Source organism: Bifidobacterium psychraerophilum, assembly GCF_000741705.1.
GTDB lineage: Bacteria > Actinomycetota > Actinomycetes > Actinomycetales > Bifidobacteriaceae > Bombiscardovia > Bombiscardovia psychraerophila.
Genome location: NZ_JGZI01000008.1, coordinates 62,125 through 82,329 on the forward strand (window position 1 = coordinate 62,125; position 20,205 = coordinate 82,329).

The 20,205-nt window shown below is 56.1% G+C and carries 14 protein-coding genes; 6 read left to right on the forward strand and 8 right to left on the reverse strand.

The window, feature by feature from the left end; genetic code table 11:
* Positions 1-73: 73 nt before the first annotated feature.
* Positions 74-1,486 carry a CCA tRNA nucleotidyltransferase gene (locus BPSY_RS02700; RefSeq protein ID WP_033496893.1) on the reverse strand — a complete coding sequence of 471 codons (1,413 nt, stop codon included), beginning with the start codon at positions 1,484-1,486 and terminating at the stop codon, positions 74-76.
* A gap of 83 nt (positions 1,487-1,569) precedes the next feature.
* On the opposite strand from BPSY_RS02700, the gene BPSY_RS02705 reads away from it, so the two are divergent.
* The 6 genes from BPSY_RS02705 to trxB all read left to right on the forward strand — a co-directional run bounded on the left by BPSY_RS02705 (position 1,570) and on the right by trxB (position 12,247).
* On the forward strand, positions 1,570-2,235 hold the full coding sequence (locus BPSY_RS02705; RefSeq protein WP_033496892.1) for an NUDIX hydrolase: 666 nt from the start codon (positions 1,570-1,572) through the stop codon (positions 2,233-2,235).
* A complete protein-coding gene (locus BPSY_RS02710) occupies positions 2,232-4,505 on the forward strand; it encodes a DUF6049 family protein (RefSeq protein WP_051921540.1) in 2,274 nt (757 codons plus the stop codon). The genes BPSY_RS02705 and BPSY_RS02710 overlap by 4 nt, the downstream gene beginning before the upstream one ends.
* Positions 4,502-8,380 carry a murein biosynthesis integral membrane protein MurJ gene (locus tag BPSY_RS02715; protein ID WP_033496890.1) on the forward strand — a complete coding sequence of 1,293 codons (3,879 nt, stop codon included), beginning with the start codon at positions 4,502-4,504 and terminating at the stop codon, positions 8,378-8,380. Before BPSY_RS02710 ends, BPSY_RS02715 begins: the two co-directional genes overlap by 4 nt.
* Before the next feature lie 244 nt (positions 8,381-8,624).
* On the forward strand, positions 8,625-9,944 hold the full coding sequence (locus BPSY_RS02720; protein WP_033496889.1) for an aminotransferase-like domain-containing protein: 1,320 nt from the start codon (positions 8,625-8,627) through the stop codon (positions 9,942-9,944).
* A gap of 70 nt (positions 9,945-10,014) precedes the next feature.
* The gene (locus BPSY_RS02725; RefSeq protein ID WP_162832160.1) at positions 10,015-11,106 is read left to right on the forward strand and encodes a D-alanine--D-alanine ligase family protein; all 1,092 of its coding nucleotides are present in this window, start codon (positions 10,015-10,017) and stop codon (positions 11,104-11,106) included.
* A gap of 172 nt (positions 11,107-11,278) precedes the next feature.
* Positions 11,279-12,247, forward strand: a complete 969-nt coding sequence (trxB, locus tag BPSY_RS02730) for a thioredoxin-disulfide reductase (protein WP_033496888.1) — start codon at positions 11,279-11,281, stop codon at positions 12,245-12,247.
* A gap of 258 nt (positions 12,248-12,505) precedes the next feature.
* Here the strand turns inward: trxB and BPSY_RS02735 are convergent, their stop codons facing one another.
* The 7 genes from BPSY_RS02735 to rnpA all read right to left on the reverse strand — a co-directional run bounded on the left by BPSY_RS02735 (position 12,506) and on the right by rnpA (position 20,183).
* Entirely contained in the window at positions 12,506-14,008 is a 1,503-nt protein-coding gene (locus tag BPSY_RS02735; RefSeq protein ID WP_033496887.1) for a ParB/RepB/Spo0J family partition protein, read from the reverse strand.
* 1 nt (position 14,009) lies between these two features.
* The gene (locus BPSY_RS02740; protein ID WP_033496886.1) at positions 14,010-14,975 is read right to left on the reverse strand and encodes a ParA family protein; all 966 of its coding nucleotides are present in this window, start codon (positions 14,973-14,975) and stop codon (positions 14,010-14,012) included.
* Between the two features lie 1,785 nt (positions 14,976-16,760).
* The gene (gene rsmG / locus BPSY_RS02745; protein WP_051921658.1) at positions 16,761-17,528 is read right to left on the reverse strand and encodes a 16S rRNA (guanine(527)-N(7))-methyltransferase RsmG; all 768 of its coding nucleotides are present in this window, start codon (positions 17,526-17,528) and stop codon (positions 16,761-16,763) included.
* Between the two features lie 134 nt (positions 17,529-17,662).
* A complete protein-coding gene (locus BPSY_RS02750) occupies positions 17,663-18,220 on the reverse strand; it encodes a Jag family protein (protein WP_033496885.1) in 558 nt (185 codons plus the stop codon).
* 222 nt (positions 18,221-18,442) lie between these two features.
* Positions 18,443-19,459, reverse strand: coding sequence for a membrane protein insertase YidC (yidC, locus tag BPSY_RS02755; RefSeq protein ID WP_033496884.1), 1,017 nt, complete (start codon positions 19,457-19,459; stop codon positions 18,443-18,445).
* Between the two features lie 2 nt (positions 19,460-19,461).
* Positions 19,462-19,749: a membrane protein insertion efficiency factor YidD gene (gene yidD, locus BPSY_RS11330; RefSeq protein WP_204367928.1), complete on the reverse strand. Its 288-nt coding sequence runs from the start codon at positions 19,747-19,749 to the stop codon at positions 19,462-19,464.
* Positions 19,750-19,769: 20 nt separating this feature from the next.
* Positions 19,770-20,183 carry a ribonuclease P protein component gene (rnpA, locus tag BPSY_RS02760; RefSeq protein WP_051921542.1) on the reverse strand — a complete coding sequence of 138 codons (414 nt, stop codon included), beginning with the start codon at positions 20,181-20,183 and terminating at the stop codon, positions 19,770-19,772.
* Positions 20,184-20,205: the final 22 nt, after the last annotated feature.

The window sequence follows — 20,205 nt, forward strand, 5'->3', positions numbered from 1 at the left end:
CTAAGACTCAGTTCGGGGCATCACCTATATCCCGGCCCGCATCCATCCCGGTCCAGAATGCGGGGGAACCGCCTTATCGCTGCTCAGACCACCATCTGATGAGCTCGCTCCTGGCCTCATCCTCTTCGACCGGACCGTTGTCGAGACGGAATTCCAGCATATGCTTGTACGCCTTGCCAACCAGGGGTCCCGCCTCGATGCCAAGTATTTCCATGATCTGCGTGCCGTCCAGATCAGGACGGATCGCGTCGAAATCCTCTTTCTTCTTCAATTCATCGACGCGGGCCTCCATCTCATCCATTGCATGGGAGAACACATAGGCCTTGTGTTTGTTCTGCGTGGTGGCATCGGCGCGGGTCAGACGATTCAACCTCTCATACAGGCTGCCGGCATCCTTCACGTATCTCCGCACCGCGGCATCGGTCCAGGGCTCGTCCACGTATCCGTGGAAACGCAGATGCAGGGCGACCAGATCGCTTACATCCTCTGTGAGCCTGTGATCGAAGCGAAGCGCCTTGAGCCGTTTACGTGTCATTTTGGCCCCGACGATATCGTGGTGGTGGAAGCTCACCTTCCCGCCGCTTTCGAAGCGTCGGGTTTTGGGCTTGCCGATGTCATGGACCAAGGCCGCCAGACGCAGGGTGAGATCAGGGGCCGGAACCGGACCATCGGGCCCCGTCTCCAGCGCCATAGCCCGATCCAACACAATCAGGGAATGTTCGAAGACATCCTTATGGCGGTGATGCTCGTCGATTTCCAACTGCAAAGCCGGGATCTCGGGGAAGACCACATCAGCGATTCCGGAATCCACCAAGGCCTCCACACCCTCATGCGGGTGTTCGGAAAGCAGGAGCTTGACCAGCTCATCACGTACCCGCTCGGCGGACACGATGGCGATCCGATCGGTCATTTCCGTTATGGCGGCGGCCGTGTCAGGAGTGATCGTGAACCCAAGTTGGGCGACGAAACGAACGGCCCTCATCATGCGCAAAGGATCATCGTCGAAGGATTGAAAAGGATTGACCGGCGTGCGCAGCACGCCCTTCGCCAGATCGGCGGCTCCTGAAAAAGGATCCACGAATTCAAGCTCGGGCACCCTCAACGCCATCGCGTTGATCGTGAAATCCCTTCTGGACAGGTCGCCCTGCAGACTCGATCCGTAATTGACATCGGGTTTGCGCGAATCAGGTGTGTAGCTGTCACTCCGGTACGTCGTCACCTCGACTTTGACTTCGGTGCCGTCGGCTCTGCGGCGCACAGCACCCAAGGTGCCGAATTTGCGTCCCATATCCCAGAATCCCTGGCCCCATTGCCTCAGGATCGGTTCAAACTCCTCGGGACGCGCCGATGTGCAGAAATCCAGATCGTGTGATGGTCTGTGGAGCAACAGGTCACGGACGGGACCTCCCACCAGCGAGAGTTCATAATGACGCTCTGCGAACAGATGCCCTAATTCAATGGCCTCAGGCCAGACTTCAAAATCCACGTACACCCTTTCAAGGAAGTCTCACATGCGCCTACAAGCATACCGTTACCCCACCTGCACAATAACTTACGTAAAGTGGAGACATGATTACGCCCGGAGATCTCGCGCGCATGCTCGCCCATGCCGCCGATGCTGCGGACAGACATGCCTATGCGGAGTCAGATGACGAGGGGCTTCGTTTCACATCGGAATCGGATTCCCAGGACTTCATCGTCGGTGAGGATGCCGATGACTCCAAGCCCACGCCGGCGATGATGCCTGCACGCAGAATCAATTTCCGGCCCTCCACCTTCGCATCTCTGGATGCGCAGGAGCTTCCGGTCGTCAGGGAGTACTCCGCCGGTGGTCTGATCTTCGACGATGCCGGTCGTGTGGCGATCATCGCACGTCATTCCCGTTCCGGACACCTGGAGTGGTGCCTGCCGAAGGGGCATATCGAGAAAGGCGAGACCCCGGAGGAGACGGCGGTCAGAGAGGTACGTGAGGAAACGGGGATACTCGGCGAAGTCGTGGATTCCATCGCAACGATAGACTATTGGTTCACAGGCACCACGCAGCGCGTGCACAAACTGGTTCATCATTTTGTGCTGCGTCAAGTGGGCGGACACCTCACGGTGGAAGGAGACCCCGACCATGAGGCCGAAGATGCGATCTGGGTCAATTTTGATGACCTGGACAGTGTGCTGAGCTATCCTAATGAGCGCAAGATAGCATGGCTATACGCCAGGAAACTCAAGAAGCAGGTATGATTCGCAACCACCGGACCGGGCTGGATTCCGCCCGAAACAGCGCTGCTCGGCGTATGCACGCCCAGCGCTTCCTCAGTCATATCATCTTGCTGCTGTTGGCTCTGGCCATTACGGTTTCACCGCATGTCTCTACCGCCAAAGCGGCGGAAGGCGACGATTCCTCAAGCACGTCGTGCTCCACAACGGATATCAGCATCTGTCTGCTCTCCACCACTCCGGTGGTGACGAACGCATCGGGTTACTCGGCTGAGGTCTCGATTACGAACAACACCGATGAAACGTTGGAAAGCGGCACTTTCGTCACCTCCACCAATGCCCTGTACCCCTTCACATCACGGGTCGATATGCAAGGTTGGGCAGAGGGCGGCACCCATATCCCCACGCCGAACAAGCTCAACAGCAGCTCGGTCGCAGCGTTGGAACCGGGTGCGACGACGAGGGTCTCGATTCATCTGCCCGCCGATAACGATGTGCTCAAATCGATCAGCAACTGGGGCCCGAAGCCGCTGCTGTTCAGCTTCACATCCGGCAACACCGCACCGGTCCGTCTGCATTCCTTCCTCACACGTTCCACCGACGGTCTTTCAACCGCCCAGACGCCGGCCCTGTCCATAACCGCCGTGCTCCCACTGACCACCACTTCGTGGAGCGCCGATCAGGACGCCCTGAAGAATCTGGTGACCAAGGACGCCACCACCTCGACGGATGCGACGGCATCACCCGCAGCGGACACCGAACAACGGTCAGCACCCGCTACCTCTGTGCTCAAACTGAGCAAAGAGGCCACGCAGAGGCAACAGCAGCAACTGCAACTGCTCGACAAACATCCGGAACTGCAATCCATAGCGGATCCCGATTATCTTTCCAGCTTCGCGATACCGCCTCAGACCACCGCGATTATGCAACCCTCGGATTTCGACATCACCGCATATGCGCAGGGGGATGCCGAAGCATACGAAAAGGCCGGTATCAGCACCAGCCAGTGGAACAGTGCCGCCGGGCTCGCGGCCCTGCGTTCCGCAACGGGGGACGAGCAGTCAACGGCCTCCTCCTATGCATGGCAAGGCCAGGGTACATGGACCCTCTCCGCGCTGCAGAGCGCCAAACAGGCGGGGTATTCCACCGTCATCGCCGACAGCGAGTATGAAGCCAACAACTCCTCGGTCGCGCATACCGGCAAATATGTGGTCACCACGAAAGAGGGCGCGGTTACCGTGCTGGCCGCCCAGCGCGAACTCAGCCGCCTCGCCCAAGGCAAATCCACAAGCAACGACGCGGACGGCGAAAGCACCGACGCGGGCCGTCTCGCACGCTTCATGGCGCAAAGCGCGCTGTACCAAATGGAACAGCCGTATGCCAACAGGGTTCTCATGGTGGCCTTCTCGGGGTCGCAGGACATCCAGTATGCGGATGAGCTGATGTCGGCCATGGAACATGCGTCATGGTTGAAGCTGACGGACATGAAGACACTCGATGCCGCATCCGCCTATCAGGAGGGCTCCGAAGCGGCCCAATCGGTACCGACATCCTCGGGAATCACCTCGCACAAACTCTCGCAGATCAGCAGCTATCTGGACACTCTGGCAAGCAACCAGAACGATATCGACCGCTTTGGTTCCGCCATTCTGATACAGAAAAAAACAGGCGCGGATGACGGGACGGACTCCTCCGCGGCGTCGGACACCCAGGCGTTGGCGCGAGGGCAGGCCTCCCAATCGGTCGATCAGCAGCGCAACGATGCAGCCAGCTGGCTGAGCGAACTCAAGTTGACGCAGGCCGATCTGGCCTTGCACACCTTCGCCGGCAACGGCATGCAAGGGGGCCTGGTGAAGGCCTCCTCATCCTTGTCCGAGCAGCTGCTCGGCGGCGTTACCATCACCCCCTCCGAATCGATTTCGGTGGTCAGTGAAACCGCCAGCATGCCGGTGACGATCAGTAACGACCATCCCTTCCCGGTCAAGGTCAGCGTCAGCTCGCAGACAGATTCCACGATCATTGCCACATCGCGCCTGGTGGAAACCACGATTCCCGCGAATTCGGAGGTGCAGGTCACCTTCACCATACGTGTCGCCACATCCGGTAAGGCGACGGCACGTCTCAACCTCCTCGACCGCAATGGCGCCACCTTCGGCTCCGCGCAATCGACGACCATCACCAGCAGTCTGCAATTGAGCGATATGAGTGGCCTTCTTATTCTCGGTGCCGCCATCCTCTTCGGGGCTCTTGGACTTTGGCGACAATTCAACCGCAAAAAGGATCCAGACGAATGAACTCTGTCGGACGTAACTCCGTCATCATGGCCTCCGGCACCGCCGCTTCGCGAATAACCGGGCAGATACGCACCATCCTGCTCGCCGCCGCACTGGGTACCACAGGCACAGCGATCAACGCCTACCAGACCGGGGCCATGATCCCGCAAGTGATGTTCACCCTGATTTCCGGTGGGGTGTTCAATGCCGTCCTGGTGCCCCAGATCGTACGTACCCTGAAGTCGAAGCACGCCGAGGATCACCTCAACAAACTCATCACCTCGAGCGTCGTGCTGCTGCTGCTGATCACCTTCATCCTGATGATGGGGACCTCGGTGCTCACCTCGATCTATCTGGATGCCCGATGGACCGGCCAGCAGAGAGCCTTGGTCAATGCCTTCACCCTATGGTGCATGCCGCAGATATTCTTCTATGGCCTGTACACCATACTCGGTCAGATACTGGCCGCGAAGGGCAAGTTCGCCACATACGCGTGGAGTTCGGTCGGAGCCAACATCATCAGTTGTGCGGGCTTCATCGTCTTCATCGTGCTTTTCGGCAATGCACAGCGTCAGCCTCTTGAGTTCTGGACGCCTCTTACCATCGCACTGACCGCCGGTACCTGGACCGTAGGTGTCGCATTCCAGGCGATCATCCTGTTCTTCCCCCTGATGCGCACCGGCTTCCGCTTTCACTGGCGCTGGGGGATCCGCGGCATAGGGTTGCGCTCGATGGGACCGGTGGCTGCTTGGAGCATCGGTGTCGTCGTCGTCAATCAGCTGGCCAATGTCGTCAATGCCCGCATCACCAACGGCGCACCTCTGGCGGGGAACGACACCTTCGGCATAGCCGGCAACGGTTCGTACCAGAATGCCTTTGCCATCTACATTCTGCCGTACTCACTGATCGCGGTCTCCGTCACCACAGCGATGTTCCCCAGGCTCTCCAAGGCCATCGCCGATCACCACATCCATCTCGCCCGGCTCGGGCTGAGCCAGGCCTTACGCAATGTCGGCCTGCTGATGGCCTTCTTCTCCGTGGCGATGATCGTGATGCCGGTACCCATCACGAGGGCGCTGCTGCCCTCGGTGAACGTTCACGAGGCGGTGCTGATATCCCAGCCCCTTGTGGGACTGTCCTTCGGACTTGTGATCTCCGGGGCCTTCCTGCTGGTGCAACGCACCTTCTATGCCCTTGAAGATGGTTTGCATCCCTTTATCTTCGCCGCGATGACCAATATCCTGCAGGTCGGCATCGTGCTCGCGGCGACGAAGCTGCTTCCCCCGTCGGAATGGACGGGTTGGGTCGGTTTTTCGATGACCCTGGGCAACATCATCTCCTTCCCGGTTCTGGTGTGGATGTTGCGCAAGAAGCTCGGCGGGACGATGGACGGCCGCAGGATCGGGACCACATACATCAAAATCCTCATTGCCTCCATCTGTGCGCTGCTCGGCGGCCGGCTGCTGTCAACGCCCGTCATCGGGCTTATAGGGGCATCCCTGCAAAGTGGCCATGAACAGATGAGCTGGATGCAGGCCATCGTGGCCTGCATCGTGCTGTCCGTCATCATCGCCGTGATCTATTGCGGTCTGCTGTATCTGATGAAAACCGAGGAACTGCTCAGCGCATTCAGAGCTGCGATGGCTCGACTGACGAGAGTATCCAAAGGCCTTTCGGGGCACGCTTCGACGGGCGACTCCGAGCAGGTTCCCGAACAGTCCGCACCAGAAACCCCAATAGCACCAAGTTTTCCCCCGAACGTTGTGAAAACACCGAGAACGACTACCTCTTCAGGTGCCAAGACGGGTAGACTGGCAACACAACAAGGGTTCACAGCGAAGGCTTTTGATCGTGAAAGTAGCAAACACAGCATGACACCGCAACTCGGAGACACCATCATCAACCGTTATTCACTGGTGGCTTCGTTACGCAATGAAGCAGGGTTGCAGGCCTGGCGTGCCCATGATTCGGTGCTGGCACGCGAATGCCAGTTGTTCTTCGTCACCGACGGTGCCGTCGCCTCGCAGTGCAGCACACTGGCCTCGGGCATTGCATTGTCCCGTAACCGGCACTTCACACCCATCTATCATTTCAGTGAGTCATCCGGCGTCGCGCTGATCATCACGGCTCTGGATGCGGGCATATCCCTGTCCGACTATCTTGCCGGCCCGACGGTCGGCACGTTGAGCAACGAGGCGATGCGCACCATCGTGGGCGAGATCGCCGAGGCTCTGCTGACCCTGAAAAACGCCGATCTGACGAATCCTTCGATCTGCACCGACACCATACGTCTATCCTCCACAGGTGTGACCGTTGCCGATGCCCCCGTCAGCACCATGCTGATCAACCCCCTTGGCACCGGCAACAGCCGTGCGGTCAGCGAGGAGATGGTCACCAAACAGCTTTCGGCGGTACTCTACGCCATGCTCACACGCACACCCGATGTCAAAGGCATGGACTTTGACGAGCAGACCCTGCCCCCTGATGTCCCGGAAGAGTTCAGGATCATCTGCACACGGGCCCTGGGCTTGGCCAGTGCCGACGGCTCACCGTCGGTGCCACTCAGAACATTGGCCGAATTCGAAGCTCTGTTGGGCGTCTGGACACCTCCTGAGGAACTCTCGGATGCCGATATCTCCTGGCCGGATCATGAGGGTGCCTGTTCCATCGAGAAGGTCGACATCCGCCCCACGGACAGCCATGCGGTACGGGATGTGCCCGCTTCCTTCGCTTCCGAAGCGAAGAAGACCGAGGCCGCCGAACCTCAATGGGCGACCAACCAGTTGCTCTTCCCTGAAAGCAATGAAGTGCAAATCGTCCGTCCCACCGCGAAGGACGGCGATCTGTTCGCAGCGTTCGAGGATTTCCCATACATCAATCCCGTCGGCTCCAGCTATCCGGAGAACGAGACCAGCGCAATCGATGTCAGTCGTCTGCGCGCAGCCAAAGCGGTCGATTCCGGGGAGCTTTCCACGAACACAGGGGAGATGCCCGCCACGACCGCGGCAGTGCCTGTGGCGGCTCTCAATGAGCGGATAGCCAAGGAGAAGCAGGAGGAGGCGGAAGAGCAGCAGGAGGCCCTGAATCAGGAGATGACCGCCACGATGCAGCCTCTTCCTCCCAGTTTCACTCCCAAGCCACGTCCGCATCAGGCCACCTCGGATGCTTATCGAAACAACGAATCGCTGTATGACGACGAGGACGAGGAGAACGAGGAGAAGAGCGGCAAGCTGTTCGGCCTCTTCACCGGGCGTTCGCTGGCGATACTGATCGGTGTCGTCCTGCTTGTGGCAGCGATGGCCTGGGCCGTCAATGGTCTGCTTGGAGCGGCCACAGGATCCTCGACCTCCGATACCAGCAAAAGCGCATGGCCTGAAATGACCAATGTGCCCTTCCCCGGCTCCACCAGTGCCGATGCCTCGGCATCCTCCTCGGCGGCCAGTTCATCGTCGCATTCCGCAACGAGCTCGAGCACGAAGGCGAGCGGCGCAAAGGTCACGCACGCCGACAAAAACGCCAGTGCGGCTCCCAGCCCATCACCGACACCAACCGCCACACAGAACACGACCGCCTTCGCCACCGGAACACAGACATTCCTGAATCAGCCTGCCGGTCTCCAGGGACGCGGCTGGTACGTCCACCTCACGGAGCCTCAGCAGGTCACCAGACTGGTGATTTCGATCCGTCAGTCCGGCGGCCAGGGCCAGATATATGCCAACTCGACTGCAAGCTCGCCGAACCAGGGCGATCCCGTGGCACAATTCGCCTTCGATGCCAGCGGCACCACAACCGTGACGCTCAGCAAACCCGTGTCGACGCAGGATCTGGTGGTATGGGTGCCGTTGGACACCACCCCTTCCGGTGGGCTGTACTTCAACTCGGTTCAGGTCTTCTGATCACCACCCCGGAGGATCCCATGCCCGCCCCCTGAAGGGCCGTATGGGGTCCCAAGCGCGGGATCCTCCACTGACGTGCATACGCGTCGCAATCCCCGGTGAAGTGTACCGAAGTCGTGACGCCTTCGGACTTGTGCGACTACAGTCGCACTCTTTGTAATACAGTGTGCGGTAACGTGCGTGCGAAGATCGACTCCGCCCGCGCACCTCACGCCTGAATCATCTCCGCAGAAAGGCAATGATTATGTCGGAAAAACCGAATACCGCATCCAAGGTCATCAAGAACGACCCGTGGTTCGGCAGCTACGCAAGCCGCGCCGAATCCATGCGAGCTTCGGAGATCCGAGCACTTTTTGCAGTGGCGAACCGGCCTGAGGTCGTCTCCCTTGCGGGCGGCATGCCATACCTTGAGCGCATGCCTTTCGGCGAGCTTTCCGAACTTATCGCCAAGATGATGGTGGACAAAGGTGATGTGGCCTGGCAGTACGGCTCCGCCCAGGGCGATCAGCATCTCCGCGAAGATGTGCTGCAGATCATGGAGCTTGAGAACATCAAGGATGTGCAACCCGATGATGTCGTGATCGTCAATGGCTCCCAGTCAGGCCTTGACCTTATTACCCGCATCATGTGCAACCCCGGTGACGTGGTATTGGCCGAGGCTCCGAATTATGTGGGTGCGCTTGGCGTGTTCCAATCATTCCAGGTCGATGTGGTGAATGTGCTGCTCGACAAGGACGGATTGATTCCCGAAGCCTTCGAACAGGCGATCATCGAACAGCACAAGCTCGGCAAACAGGTCAAATTCCTGTATACGGTGCCGAACTTCCATAATCCTGCCGGTGCGACGATGAGCGAGGAACGCCGCCCGAAAATCCTGGAGATCGCACAGCGCTACCATGTGCTGATAGTCGAGGACAATCCTTACGGATTGCTGAGTTTCAAAGGAAAGACATACCCCGCGCTGCGCTCTCTCGATGCTGAGAACGTCGTGTACCTGAGCAGCTTCTCCAAGATCATCGCTCCCGGTATGCGCGTGGCTTGGATGGTGGCGCCTCCCGGGATCCGTCATAAGCTTGTGCTTGCCAATGAATCAGCCATATTGTGTCCTTCCAATATGAGCCAGATGACCGTGACCACGTATCTCGATAATTTTGATTGGAAGTCCCAGATCAACGATTATCGCGGTATGTACAAGGAACGATGCGACACCATGGATGCCGCCCTGCGCGAATATCTACCCTATTGCTCCTGGCATAAACCGGAGGGGGGCTTCTACATATGGTTGCAGATTCCAGATGGTCTCGACTCCAGAGCCATGCTGCCCCGTGCAATCACGGCAAAGGTCGCCTACGTGGCAGGCACGGCCTTCTATAACAACGGCCAGGGCACCGATCATATGCGTCTGTCCTTCTGCTATCCGACACCGGAACGCATTCATGAGGGCATCCGGAGACTGTCGACGGTGATCGATGCGGAGAGGGAGACGGCCGAACTCTTCGGCACCACGGGCAGACCAGATCCGGATCCCACCGACGTAGAATATCCGGATCCTTCGGCGAACTAAGCACGAAGCCAAAGGCGCGAAGGGGACGATACACATGGCAAACAGCAAGCACACAGGAAGGGCAACAATCATGGCAGATCAGCGTGCAGATGCTGCGGCATCATCAGGCGCAGTTACGGACACTGGCGCCACGGAGACCGAACACTCACGGTCCCATGCGGAACACAGCGTTCCCGACTTGAAGCCCAGGGAGCACACGAAGATATTGGTGGTATGCGGCGGCCTCAGCCACGAACGCGATATCTCACTCAGCTCGGGGCACCGCGTGGAGGGATTCCTCGAAGATGCGGGGTGGAATGTTGATGTTCACGACATGGACAGCGACCTGCTTGATTACCTGTCATCGGAGGATACCCGTCCTGATCTCGTCTGGCCTCTGTTGCATGGAGCGAACGGCGAAGATGGTTCCATCCGTGATGTCCTGGAGATGGCGGGACTCCCATATGTCGGTTCCCGCGCCAAGGCCTCCCGAACGGCATGGAGCAAACCAATCGCGAAGAATGTTGTTCGCAAGGCCGGGATCAGCACCCCGCACTCGGTCACACTCCCCGAGTCCATGTTCCGTGAACTCGGCGCGGGTAAGGTCATCGACCTGCTGGTGAGTTCCTTGGGACTCCCCTTATTCGTCAAGCCCACGATGGGGGGTTCGGCGCTTGGATGCTCTTTGGTCACCTCAGCCGATCAGCTGCCTCAGGCCATGGTGAGCTGCTTTGCATATGGCAGCGTCGCACTGGTGGAACAGGCCGTCGAGGGGACAGAGGTCTCCGTATCCGTATTGGACATCGACGGTGAGCCGACCATACTGCCCCCTCTCGAAATCGAAACACCGAACGGAACATACGACTACGAGGCCAGATACACCCCAGGACCCACCGAATTCTATGTTCCTGCACGCCTTGACCCGAAGGTGCTGCGCAAGGTACAGGACGCCGCCCTCACCGCGCACCGTTCTCTGGGCCTACGTGATATCTCGCGCTCTGATTTCATCGTCGATCATGACGGTCAGCCGCAATTCCTGGAATCGAACGTCACACCCGGTATGACGGATACCTCCCTGCTGCCGCAATCAGCGGTTGCAGCCGGTCTGAGTCTCGCGACCCTGTATTCCTCGCTGGCCGAATCCGTACTGGCCCAGCACCGCGCGGATGGTCCAAGGCGCTGACACCACCGCTTCACCTCTCGGAAGGCATGCCGACCGGGCCGTTTCATCCTCATGGTGATGAAACGGCCCGGTCGCTGTCTCATCACCATGAGGTACGCCTCGCTGTCCCCTGTTGTTTATTGCTCAGTGCTTAACCCGGACGTAAGTCAGCGAAGTTGGATATGGTGAGTTCATGACTCAAGATGTTCGGGATGCAATCATTATCGGTTCAGGCCCCGCAGGATACACTGCGGCCATCTACCTTGGCAGGGCAGGATACAGGCCTCTGATTATCGCGGGGGCGCTCACGCCCGGCGGCCAGCTGGTCAATACCACCGAGGTTGAGAACTTCCCGGGCTTCCCGGAGGGCATCCTAGGGCCCGATCTGATGGAGAACATGCGTGCGCAGGCCGAAAAGTTCGGTGCGGAAATCGAATATGACGATGTGACATCCGTCGATTTTTCACAGCCTGTAAAAAGTGTGGTGACGGATTCGGGCACCACCTACCAGGCTCACTCCGTAGTGATAACCACCGGCTCCGAATACCGTAAACTCGGTGTTCCGGGAGAACAGGAATATTCAGGCCGTGGTGTCTCCTACTGCGCGACATGCGATGGTTTCTTCTTCAAGAACAAGCCGATCGTGGTTATCGGCGGCGGCGACTCGGCCATGGAGGAGGCGGATTTCCTCTCGAGGTATGGCTCCTCGGTGACCCTGATTCATCGCCGTGATCAATTCAGGGCTTCAAAGATCATGGTGGACAGGGTTGAGGCGAACCCGAATATTTCCTTGAGACTCAACTCCGTGGTGACCGCGGTTCGAGGCGACAGCGGTGGCGCCACCAGCATCGAGCTCGAAGATACGGTGACCGGTGAACGCACCGCCATCGAAGCCAATGGGGTCTTCGTAGCGATCGGATACACCCCGCAGACCTCGTTCCTGGGACAGTCCGTGAAACTGGACCAGGACGGCTACATCTTGACATCCCCTGATGCGACCAGTACTTCCGTCCCCGGCGTTTTCGCAGCCGGTGATGCCGTCGATCGTGTATACAGGCAGGCGATCTCCGCGGCAGGATCCGGGTGCAAGGCGGCCCTCGATGCCCAGGCCTTTCTTGGTGCCCTGCAGAGCGAAGAGCAGCTCCAGGCAAGCGCTTCGTAAACCTGCTGGCACGCCTCGCACGTGCCGGCAGCTTCATATATAAGGTCTACAGCACACCCATCAGAGATGCTGATCACTCGGTACCTGTTCAGATAGGCCCATATTCACTTGCCGCCGCATCTTCCAGGTATAGGGTGCTGCCATCACGTCGAGACCCTGGTAGCTGCCTGTCATGATGCTTATGCCACACCGCAGCGGCTGGACTTGGTCTTCAGACCCGATCGGTCTAGACCGGGTCTCGATCTAGACCCAGTCAATCTAGACCCAGTCGGTCTGCGTTCCCTCAGCAGTCTGCTCACTATGCAAGAGCAAATCCACGATTCGAGTCATGTCCTCAGGAGAAGAGAAGGTTATTTCAATCTTTCCCTGCTTTTCGCTGCCTTTGATGTTGACCTTTGTTTCAAAACGATTCTCCAGATTTTTCATCACCGGCGAGTCAGCCCACACACTGGCGGTCTTATGCTGTTTGTGCTTGCTCTTACCTATATCACGGGTTTTAAGAGCCACGATTTCCTCAGTCGATCGCACCGATAGACCCTCGGAAATGATCCGATTCGCGACGATATCCATCTCTTCAGGTGTCTGAAGGCCCAATAATGCCCTCGCGTGGCCGGCGGATAAGACTCCAGAAGCAACCTTTTTCTGCACATTCGCCGGAAGTTGCAGTAAACGCAGCATATTGGCAATCTGAGGCCTTGATTTGGAAACCGACTGAGAAAGCTCGGACTGAGTCAGACCGAACTCGTCGATCATCTGCTGGTACGCTGCAGCTTCTTCGAGCGGATTGAGGGCCACTCGGTGGAGGTTCTCCAACAAAGCATCGCGGAGCATATCATTGTCGGCTGTTGTCCTCACTATGGCGGGAATATCCGAAATACCGGCAAGCTGCGAAGCCCTCCATCTCCGCTCACCCATGATGAGTTCGTATTCAACTTCATCCGCGGGCTGCACTTTTTTCCGTACCACAATGGGTTGCAGCACCCCGACTTCGGCTATAGACCGGGATAACTCAAGCAACTCCTCCTCATCGAAGACAGAACGTGGCTGCTGCGCATTCGGGGCGATGCTTTCAACTTTGAGCTCGGCAAGATAGCCTCCGGAAACCGGCATCAGTGTCGGCTGAGCCCCGTCCGAGCCGTCACTTTCCTGCACTATTGTCGCATTCGATTGCTGTGTCGGCTCACTAGCCTCGGAAGCCGACTTTTGGGGTGACTGCTCTTCCTTTTTCCCGCTCCCGTCGCTTGATATTTCACGTGAAACACCAAAAAACAAATCAGATGGACTTGATAACTCTTCAAAACCGGGCATCATCCCACGTTTTGAAGCGTTACTCTTCTTCCCATGCGAAGGAGCTGTCGTATCATCATGCAGCTCGGATGGGACATGCTCATGCGATCTGGTTCCTGATGATTGTTTCTTACGTGTCTGAGGTGCTTTTCGCGCAGAAGCCTTTGCTGATGACGCATCGCTCTTTCCGGCTTGTTTCGATTGCCGAGAGCGTACGGTCTTCGTTGATGTTTCACGTGAAACATCCTGCTTATTAGCGGCCTCAGCTGCATGCTTTTCGCTACTTGCTTCGTCATTATCCTGATGACCATCTTCAGCAGGGACACCTTGGGAGACATTGCTTGAAGAGGCGTCGGCTATCGCAGAATTGTTTGCCGCTTCAATGTCATGTTGCTCCTCTTGTTCGTCTTCTTCACCTGGGAGTAGTGGAAACAAGGCTCCGAGTCCTTTACCAAGACGTGAACGTGTAGCCATATCAGTCCTCATTCCCCTCATGTTCCATGTCAGCTCTACTGCTCCCTTGTTCTTTCAAGGATTTACCCCGTTCAGCAAACTCCAACGCTGCTTCTAGGTACGAAATCGATCCGGCTCCCCGGGGATCATATGAAATGATGCTCTTGCCGAAGCTCGGGGCTTCAGAGATCTTGACAGCCCGTGGTATTGTCGCATTCAAAACGATATTCGGATAGTGCTTTTGGATTTCTTCAAACACCTCACGGCTGAGCAGTGTTCTTCTATCAAACATCGTGACCAACATCGTAGAAACGACAAGTTTCCGATTGAAGTTCTTCTGAACCAGACCAATGGTGTGCAGAAGTTGCCCCAATCCTTCCAAAGCATAGTATTCTGCTTGAATCGGTATCAGCACCTCTTTGGCCGCGCATAATGAATTCAATACCAACAGCCCCAAGCTTGGCGGGCAATCGATGAAGACATAGTCGAATTCCGACGAATGCTCATTGATATAAGCATCCACCTTGTGCTTCAACACATAGTGCCGTTCGTGTACATCAGCAAGTTCAAGTTCCGCGCCACTGAGATCTATGGAGGCAGGAAGCACTTTCAGAGAATCGAAATCAGGGCACTGCTGTATCGCCTGTGAGATTTCGAGCCTGGATTCGATGACATCGTAAACCGAGGGATCACCCGATCCGTGTCTGATTCCCAAAGCAGTAGAAGCATTGCCTTGTGGATCCATATCAATAACAAGAACCTTGGCATGCTTCGAAGCCAGAGCTGATGCCAGATTCACTGTTGTTGTGGTTTTCCCGACACCGCCCTTCTGATTGGCGACAGCTATGATCCTGGTTTCAAGCGGTGTTGGAAATATTGCCGATTCCACTATCCGATATCGTTGGTTCTGATCAACAATTTCAGCTCCCATGGAACTCTGCTGAGATGTACCGAAGATACGCTTCAATACGTCAGAAGCTGACTCCATTGATCCCTCCTCACATTACTTACATCGATCTGCGAACCCCACCCAATTCCGGCTGGTCCGTCGGGACTTCCGACCCAAACAACAATTCACGGTTCATACCGTGAAGCACTTACATCACGACAATACCCCACCTTCGTCTCCACCATCGGTGGACCCTTCATTGTGGATAACTGTGGATAACAACCACGTTCAAGTCCTTATTCGTCTTATCTCGAATACTTCAAGAACTCAATCCTATCAAGGCTTTTCTACCGAGCAAGCTACAACACACTCACGCGAATATGCGGTTATCCAGAATGTGCACAAGTCACGAAAAATGTGTATAACTCGATTCTCAACTCACTCATTGATGCCCACCCCACCGACGCCTATCGTGCACATCCACGCACCCGATATCGACATCAGTGCTGCTTGCGTCTGTGCTGCTTCCATTCGCAACTCCCCTATGTTCGCCATCAGCTCCGTGAGAGAACGATACAACTGCGGTCTCGCCAGCGTCCTCTGAAATCACCACAGGATGGGATGGTGCTCCACATTATCTAAGGCCGCCAAGAGATTCAACACCCTCCCGCAGAAATCTCCACTTCATTGATGAGCGGTGCACAAATAACCAGAGCGAGCAGCTCACACCCACAGCGAAGCAATGTGCAATGACCATCCCGAAGCTTCACGCTAAACTCTCTACAATGCGGTACTTTCTGCAACGCAGCACTTTCCACAACGCAGTGCTTTCTACAACGTCCGCCTTCCACAACGCTGCTCCCCCCACAACGCAGTGCCTTCCACAACGTGCGCCTTCCGCATGGCTCTCGACATTCTCTCATGAAGAGCATCGTCAGGAATAGTTACCAAGATGCGTACACGCTTGGGTAACAACAAGTTCATCAACCCAGGTTTCATCAACACAGGTTTCTTCAACACAGGTTTCATAAACTCAGGTTCGAAAACACACTTGCGTAAACACAGATGGGTAAACAGTGGAGCGTAAACAGTAGCGCGTAAACATTGACGCGTAAACATTGACGCTTAAACATGGGGTTAATAGAAACAGATGAGTAGAAACGGTATGTACAACACAGCTGCGTATCCCACAACAGTTCATGGATGTCAGGATCCCTGGACATATCTCTCCTTATGGGTGTCCAGTCGTCAATCCATTCGGGTCGATCTACATGGGTTTAACTACCGGCGTTAACTACCGGGGTTTACCTACCAAGTGTATAAACAGTGTCGATCTACACAGGGTTGATCTACACAGGGTTCATCTACCTGGCCTTATCTACGCAGTGTCCATCCACACTGGTCCGTCCACACTGGTCCGTCCACACAGTTCTTTGAACAGTTTGATTCGCAACGAGTAATCTCAGCAAGTGACTTCACGCGAACGAGAGGCACAACATGCGATCAGAAGCGTGATGAGATGGCACACTAAGAACTCTGGTTAATGTAAAACACCACCACATCCCTGTATCAGGAGATAGCTCAATGCGACCCGTACGGCTGCTGCAATCAGGCAGCGTGGTCATTATCGGGAACGATGCGCTGCACGCAAGCCTTTCACAGCAACCTTTCACCGCAGGTCACACACTCAAGTCACTCATTGCACACTGTTACGACTTATCAAGCCCTGCATATTCTCCAGCACTTTTTACAGTGCCTGTAGAGCAACACCGAACATTCAGACGCCTGCTGTTCACAGCTGACTCTTCAGAACGATGCCTTCAAGCAGTGATACCTGAATTGTTTCACGTGAAACACCATACTGAATGTTTCACGTGAAACAATCTACTTACGTTTCTCAACCACAACAACATGAGTGGGTTCAAGACCATCGCCAACCGGAGCTTCGAATACCTGCGAGTTGATTCCGTGGGACTTCGCGATGACTTGTTTTGCCTTCTCCAACTCCTGAGGAGCTGACTTGCCTTTCAGTGCCACCAATCTTCCACCAGGAAGGATCAGGGGAAGCGCCATCGGTGCCAACTTCCTCATCGGGGCAACTGCCCGGCATGTGAGCACTTGATATTGAGTATGTCGTGCTGCACTGGCATGACGCTGTTTATCGGAAGCTTTGTGACCAGGTCGTTGCCCTGTAGGTTGGTCAACCAGATCTTCAGCACGTGAACGCAATATAGTGACATTGTCCAACTTCAAGTCGTCGATTACCTCTGACAACCACTGAACTCTGCGTTCCATAGGTTCAATCAATGTTATATGCGCTTCATGGAGGCAGGAAGCGATGATTATGCCGGGGAAGCCTCCACCTGAGCCAAGATCCGCTACGCTATCCTGTGCACCTTCATTGAGGGCCTCTTCTATGAAGGGGAGGATCGCCGCCGAATTGAGGATGTGCCGCTCCCATAGGATTTCCTGGTCCCTCGGACCTATGATCCCTTTCAGCACACCTTCGCGTAGCAGTTTATCGTGGAAGATGCTGAGGCGCGGATATGCATCTCCCAGCAGTTGCCGTGGAAGATCGCTACCATCCAGGCGATCCGAAAGCGCTTCTTCGGCAGATCCTATTGTTCCAGTGACATCCGCCGACGCCACCATGCCCGACAGGATTGCTTTGGATTCATCCTTCATGGAAGACCCAGGTCCCTCTGCTGCGGAAGAGGTCATTCGTCACACTCCTCGGCATCAAGCTCCGGTATTCGATCGCAATAGTCAGCTTGCTTTTGAATCACTCAGTCTTCGCCTTCGCTTCCGGCTTCGAAGCCTTGCGGATCATCCTCATCCGAGAGCTCGGACGTCGCTGATTTCATATACACCGTCACATAGCGTTTTGGTTCCTCGCCATGCGACCGCGATTTGAAGCCCTCTTCCCTGACGACGTCATGGACGACTTTCCTCTCAAATGAGTTCATCGGCTCAAGATCAACGGCTTCGCCGGACTCGCGTACATCGTCGATCGCATCCAGCGCGATATCGCTCAAATGCTTCCGTTTCCTCTTCAGAAAACCATCGACATCCAGAATCAGATGAGAGCGCTCACCGGTCTTCTGCTGGACCGCAAGCCTGGTGAGTTGCTGCAGGGCATCCACGACTTCACCGTTTTTACCGATCAGGTTCTTGATCTGGTCGTTCTCTTCTGCGACAATCTGTATCACTGGCCGGTTGTTCCTGATGCCCATCTCGATATCGCCGTCATAATCCGCTACATCAAGAAGACCTTCAAGATAATCGGCCGCAATGTCAGCTTCTTCATTGAGCTGTTCAACAGTGCGTGAATCCTCTTGCGACATATTCGCTCCTTACTCGGGTACTGGTCTTAAGTGTAAGCCCTGAATCCGCTGTTCCGACTCAAACCATCAAGCCTGGTGGAATATGGCATGCAGGTGCTCCACCGAGAAGAGCCTGCCACCGTCCATCAGGATCATATTCAATTATTCGTCCGCATCCTCAGTCCAGGGAACGCCAAGAACCGGATCAGCCACTGCAAGGTGGATCGAATGGCAATCCACCTCTCAGTGCTTCTTCTTGTTCTTCTTCTTGCTTGGCTGGAAACGCTGATGCGTTCCCTGCTGCGACTTCTGCTCCTGCTCGGCCTTGGCCACAACCAGAGCCTCTTCCTCAAGCGACATCTCGCCGGCCTTTGAGCGACGCTCGTTCTCACGAGAATGATCGCGCAGTTCCTTCTCCTCTGCTGCAGGAGACCCTGGCGTCGGCATTTGCCTGACCTGCCACAAGGTCTGGCCAAGATTCCATGTGTTGTTGGTCAACCAGTAAATCAGTACGGCGAATGGGAAGGCGATACCGGAGAAGATGTACATGACCGGGAAGATATAGGCCATCATCTTCTGCATACGATATTGTGTACCCTCCATCGAGGCCCGCGGTGTGTTCTTTCTGGTGTTATGGAACTGCGAATAGAACATCGTCAGACACATCAGAGCTATGAAGATGATGATGACGATCTTTCCGGGTCCTTCGGTCGTCGTCAGATTGTCCGAGATGTTCACACCGAAGATTCTGGTCTGTTCGAACTCCTTTGCCACGCTCTGGGTAAAGGCGCCAAGCGGCTCCCTTTTACCCCGCGCGATGAAGGGGACGGCGGAAAGCACATAGAACATCGTCATGAAGACCGGGCTCTGGATCAGCATGGGGAGGCAGGATCCGGCAGGATTCGCGTGGTTGTCCTGATACAGCTTCATGGTCTCCCGGCTTGCCGCCTCTTTGCTCGCCGGATCCTTTTTGCCTTTGTACTTGTTCTGTATCTTCTTGAGCTGTGGCTGCAGGGACTGCAATCTACGCATCGAGCGCATCTGCTTGATGAATAGCGGCAGGATGCACAGACGGACCAGAACGACCAGCATCACGACCGATATCGCCCAGGCGACACCTGGGCCGCTGGGGAAGCCAATCAGCGTAAGGAATTTGTGGCACCACACCATGACATAGGTGACAACCCATTCGACAGGTCTGAGGATCCTATAGAAAAATCCGAAAATACCTGTGTCAAAGGTAAACGTATCTGTGACCATCGTCAGGCCATCTCCTTCTCTGGTGCCGACGACGTAAGCCGTGGCTCTTCATGGGCCTTAGACCATCTGAATCGGTAGAACAACGAAAAACGTTGGGGGACATCGTCGATGCCGCCATCACTCCATGGCCTGCACCGCAACAGCCGCAGCACGGCAAGGCTCAAGCCTCTGATCGCACCGAAGCGTTCGACCGCCTCCTGTGCGTACTCCGAGCATGTGGGTAGGTACTTGCATCGTGGTGGGAATAGCGGTGAGACGGCTCTGCGGTACCAGGCTATTGAGACCAGGATGCCCTGTTTGACTGGATTTCTCACGACTGCCGCCCCCGCTGAGTGCAATCGTCATCTGCCCCTGAATGCCGCTTCTCGGCATGCGAACGATTGTCGATGTCCGCAAACAGCTCACCCACCTGTTTGCGCAGACCTTCGAATGGTGCGCGACTGGCATGGGGCCTGGCCCTCATAACGATGTCGCAGCACTGGGGAAGCAGGTCTTCCTGCTCGTTGGCAAGCTGTCGGAAGCGCCGCTTGACGTGGTTCCTCACCACGGCGTTGCCAACCGACTTGGATACGGCAAGCCCAAGCCTGCGTTGGCTTTTCCCTGTGTAATTCTCATCCTTGTCCTGCGTGCGGGCATAGTAATGCACAACAAGGTCCCTACTGACGACCTTGTTCCTGTGCTTCAAGACGGCCACGAAATCACTATGGCTTCTGAGCCGTTCCACGCTTCGCCGGACAGGATTCTTG

Coding starts and splice junctions, on each gene's coding strand:
- BPSY_RS02720 (WP_033496889.1), top strand. CDS start 8,625: ATGTCGGAAAAACCGAATACCGCATCCAAGGTCATCAAGAACGACCCG.
- yidC (WP_033496884.1), bottom strand. CDS start 19,459: ATGGTCACAGATACGTTTACCTTTGACACAGGTATTTTCGGATTTTTC.
- BPSY_RS02735 (WP_033496887.1), bottom strand. CDS start 14,008: ATGGCTACACGTTCACGTCTTGGTAAAGGACTCGGAGCCTTGTTTCCA.
- BPSY_RS02725 (WP_162832160.1), top strand. CDS start 10,015: ATGGCAGATCAGCGTGCAGATGCTGCGGCATCATCAGGCGCAGTTACG.
- BPSY_RS02750 (WP_033496885.1), bottom strand. CDS start 18,220: ATGTCGCAAGAGGATTCACGCACTGTTGAACAGCTCAATGAAGAAGCT.
- BPSY_RS02710 (WP_051921540.1), top strand. CDS start 2,232: ATGATTCGCAACCACCGGACCGGGCTGGATTCCGCCCGAAACAGCGCT.
- rsmG (WP_051921658.1), bottom strand. CDS start 17,528: ATGGTGGCGTCGGCGGATGTCACTGGAACAATAGGATCTGCCGAAGAA.
- BPSY_RS02715 (WP_033496890.1), top strand. CDS start 4,502: ATGAACTCTGTCGGACGTAACTCCGTCATCATGGCCTCCGGCACCGCC.
- BPSY_RS02705 (WP_033496892.1), top strand. CDS start 1,570: ATGATTACGCCCGGAGATCTCGCGCGCATGCTCGCCCATGCCGCCGAT.
- BPSY_RS02740 (WP_033496886.1), bottom strand. CDS start 14,975: ATGGAGTCAGCTTCTGACGTATTGAAGCGTATCTTCGGTACATCTCAG.
- trxB (WP_033496888.1), top strand. CDS start 11,279: ATGACTCAAGATGTTCGGGATGCAATCATTATCGGTTCAGGCCCCGCA.